The organism is Mesotoga sp. UBA5847 (assembly GCF_002432735.1).
Taxonomy (GTDB): domain Bacteria; phylum Thermotogota; class Thermotogae; order Petrotogales; family Kosmotogaceae; genus Mesotoga.
Map to the genome: position 1 here is coordinate 1 of NZ_DJGL01000006.1, position 3,714 is coordinate 3,714.

Genomic DNA, 3,714 nt, shown 5'->3' on the forward strand with positions numbered 1-3,714 from the left:
CCACGCTTGTTCGCGGCATCGATCTTCCCAAAAATGGAGTCCCATTTTTCTCCATCGGAATGTAAATAATGGAGTCTGTTTTCCCTATTTTTGTGAGGGTCATCCCGTGATGCTTCTGCACGGGATCTAATCTCGACTGTCTTGAGCTGCCCGAAGGGGGATCAGAGGTAAGAGGGATGAGGACAGAGGTAAGAAGATCAAGATCTTTGCGCTCTTCCAACCTCTAGCCTGTCGCTTCTAACCTCTGCTCTTCTCGTCGCGCCAGTTCCGCTTCGCTCACGAGAAAGCGAGAGCGAAAATGTGGACTGACGGGCTCCTTATGTCCCTATTTTCTATATTTCTACTGGATACTAATTCAGTAGATCTTAATCAGATTTTCTGATTGCAGTACTTCTCAAAGAAGATAGGCGGGAGAACTCATTTTGAGGGAAGGGTCGAAATCTAGTCTGTTGAAGATTTTACCTTACTGCGGCTGAAACTTTCGGGCAGCAGAAAAAACAAAAGCCCTCCGAAGAGGGCTAAGACAGAAATTGTTTAGTATACGTCGAACGAAATTCTATAGTAAATTGCGGTACCAGAATAATCTGTGGAAATTTCGGTTCCTTCTACCTCAAAAGGAGACGTATGTCCCACTAGGTCGGCAGTAACAAAGGAATCCGTTTCAGTAGCCTGCGGAAGTACATCATCTACCAACTCAATTTCAGCCTCGCCAACGAATGCAACCACCGCCGTGTAAGAACCACTTGCTCCACCGTAGTATACAGCGTACTCCTTGGTATTTATGTCCCTTCCGAGGTCCTCTAGTTTAATTGGCTTATTATTTGAAGCGTTCCTTATTTTGCCTGCATTCTCCTCGCCAGTGCGGAATACTCCATTAACATAAGCAGCATTCTCGATTGCGCTAGCCAGTGTCTTCAAGTTTTGGGCGACCTGCGTTGCCTTCGATTTCCTGATTGCATTCAACGCAACTGGTGTGATTGTAGCGATTAGTGCAGCGATAACTGCGAGAACAATAAGTAGTTCAACCAGAGAAAATCCTCTTTTTCTGTTTTTCATTATACCCCTCCTATAATTTAGTGGTTTGTGGTCTGTTGTGACAACTACGTACTGCAAGGGCGTGCCAAAATTACGTGAAAACTGACTATCTTTTTGATAGTGATTCTCCGAAACCAACGTCTGGTAGATCCTTCAGCTGTTTTCAACGACATTTCTTGAACAGTCTTCTAGTTAGGCATGGCTTTAAGAGACAAGACTTCTCTTTATTAGTAACAATTGTGAGACTGATATACAGTCTGAAATAGAGGAATTGTTTCGACATACGAATTAATTCTCTCCAATAAATATGATTCTTCTTAAACATCGGACTCTGGAATTAAAGGGAAAAGACTGAAGTGAGTTTCCTAATTGAAGAAAAAGTCGTGAAATGGATTTCATCTCGCTTTGCAGATAGAATTCAGTGTTTTCCAGTAGGCTCATGGCAATTCTTTTCTCCGCAAATGGCTGCTTCGTATTTGTTGAGATTCCAATATTTACCGCAGGGCTAACGGTCGTGCGCACCTTTGTATGACAAATAAGGTTCTTCACATGGACTTGTAGCAAAGTTCATCATCGAAGAATCACCCCAAGAACATGATCATATCAATGTTTTTGGAAGTCGCTCGCTTTCTCGAACTATGCTTGCCGAAGCTCTTGATCTTAAATCCCCGCTTGAGCGCTCAAACTGGATCTCATCTCATTCGTCTCTTGCTTTCTCGTCATCTCGTGGTTTTAACCAAGAACCTGGACACGCAGTGTCAACGATGAACCGCTCTTTCCAAGGACGGGTCCACGCTCCTAGACGAAGGACCAAGGACGTCTTTTTGCTCTTCTGAGGAACCTGGACGCGAAGCGTCGGAACGAGGAACTGCTCTTCTCCCGCTCTTCCCAAGGATGGCTCTTCGCTCTCCAACTAAATCAGTGCAATTCATGATACAATTTTCATTAACATCTGCATATACGTAATGTTGCAGGTGTTCGTTGAAAGTGTTGTTGAAGAGGTGAGATTATTGAACTCAACAAGGCACCAACTGCCTCAGAAGAAGATTATTAGAATAGATGAACTCAAAGATATGGGATATAGCTTCTATGGAATCAAGAAGCTTATCGAGGAGAATGTCCTCAAGAAACTGACGCGCAAAAGCTATGAAAATCTAATCTACGAGGGTGATGAATCGGACTTTTACTATGTTAATGCTTATGTGCCAAGGGGTGTGATCTGCCTGATTAGCTCGGCAATCTACTGGCAGCTTACCACAGAGCGTTCCACAGCAATAGACGTGGCGATTCCGAGGAGCGACAGGATTTATACGATGCCAGAGTGGCCTCGGATTCAACTTTACTATTACAACGAAATGCGATACAAAACCGGAATCGTGACTATTGACGAAGACTCGAATGAGTTCTCCATTTATGACTCGGAAAAGACCGTAATCGACATTCTGCATTATCGGGAAAGACTCGGCATTGAAGTCGCAAAGGAAGTGCTTGTCAACTATCTCGCAAAAAAGGATCGAAACCTGAACAAACTATACAGATATGCGAAGGAACTCGGCAATTCAAAGATACTGAGAACCTATCTGGAGGTACTGCTATGAACAAGGCAGCATCTGTGAAAGCCCGGCTGAGAAATCTGGCCGAGAAGCAAGGCCGGAGTTATCAGGATCTACTGCAAATCTATGCGCTTGAACGGGCCATCTACAGATTATCCCTGTCTCCACACAAAGACAAATTTACATTGAAAGGTGGGATCTTTCTTTATGCGCTATTTGAAGGGCGGTTTCCGCGCTCAACAACCGACATAGATCTGCTGGGGCAAAGGATCAGCAACGAAAAGGAATCTCTCGAGAAGGCTTTTTATGATATCTTCTCGATAAATACCGACGATGGGATACGTTTTGATCTGGAAAGTATGAACCTACGTACCATTGCAGATGCAAAAAAATACCCCGGTACTCGGGTAAGCATTACGGCCTACATGGAGCGAACAAGACTATCCGTAACCGTCGATGTCGGATTTGGTGATTGCATAACACCCGAGAGGGTTCAGATGGAATTCCCGGTTCTGCTGAATGATCCGCAGCCGGTTGTCTTTGCATACTCAAAAGAATCGGTTATCGCGGAAAAACTGGAAGCGATGGCTTCTCTGGGTTTCCTGACAAGCCGATACAAAGACTTCTACGACATCTTTTTGCTGTCCAGGTTCTTTCCTTTCACTGGTACAACACTGCAGGCCGCAATTAGGGAAACATTCAGAAATCGGGGCACACATATAAGAGACATCGTCGCATTCGAGAACCAATTCACTTCCGATTCACTCCATCAGCGAAGATGGACAGCCTTCGCTAAAAAGAAAAACACCACGTTTGATGCATCTCTTGAGGAAGTTATAGGTCAAATCAAGAACTTCCTTGTACCTGTACTTGAAGCTCTGCAAAGAGACGAGATCTTCGCCTCGCAATGGGAGCCCGATGACTTAAGCTGGAAATGACCACTGTATTTGTAGAGTTTGTAAGAGCCGGGAAAGAACATCGAGAGTTCGCTTCGCTCATGAGAAGGCGGGAAAAAATCCCTCACTGCTGAAATAAGACGCAATGCCGCCTTCGGCGGGACGCAAGGCTGGCTTCGCCAGGGCGCAATGCCCGGAGAAGCATCCGGGGACGCAAGGCTGCCTTCGGC

Annotated in this window: 3 protein-coding genes; 2 read left to right on the top strand and 1 reads right to left on the bottom strand. The window is 45.0% G+C overall.

The genetic code is table 11. The features are described 5' to 3' along the window. Window positions 1–534 precede the first annotated feature (534 nt). On the bottom strand, window positions 535–1,056 hold the full coding sequence (locus B3K91_RS00455; RefSeq protein ID WP_292593808.1) for a type II secretion system protein: 522 nt from the start codon (window positions 1,054–1,056) through the stop codon (window positions 535–537). A gap of 980 nt (window positions 1,057–2,036) precedes the next feature. On the opposite strand from B3K91_RS00455, the gene B3K91_RS00460 reads away from it, so the two are divergent. Both B3K91_RS00460 and B3K91_RS00465 read left to right on the top strand, forming a co-directional pair. Further along, window positions 2,037–2,633, top strand: a complete 597-nt coding sequence (locus B3K91_RS00460; protein ID WP_292593812.1) for a type IV toxin-antitoxin system AbiEi family antitoxin domain-containing protein — start codon at window positions 2,037–2,039, stop codon at window positions 2,631–2,633. Further along, entirely contained in the window at window positions 2,630–3,526 is an 897-nt protein-coding gene (locus tag B3K91_RS00465) for a nucleotidyl transferase AbiEii/AbiGii toxin family protein (protein ID WP_292593810.1), read from the top strand. Before B3K91_RS00460 ends, B3K91_RS00465 begins: the two co-directional genes overlap by 4 nt. Window positions 3,527–3,714 lie beyond the last annotated feature (188 nt).

Excerpts from the sequence above, each read along its gene's own strand:
- B3K91_RS00455 (WP_292593808.1), bottom strand. The coding sequence starts at position 1,056 with ATGAAAAACAGAAAAAGAGGATTTTCTCTGGTTGAACTACTTATTGTT.
- B3K91_RS00465 (WP_292593810.1), top strand. The coding sequence starts at position 2,630 with ATGAACAAGGCAGCATCTGTGAAAGCCCGGCTGAGAAATCTGGCCGAG.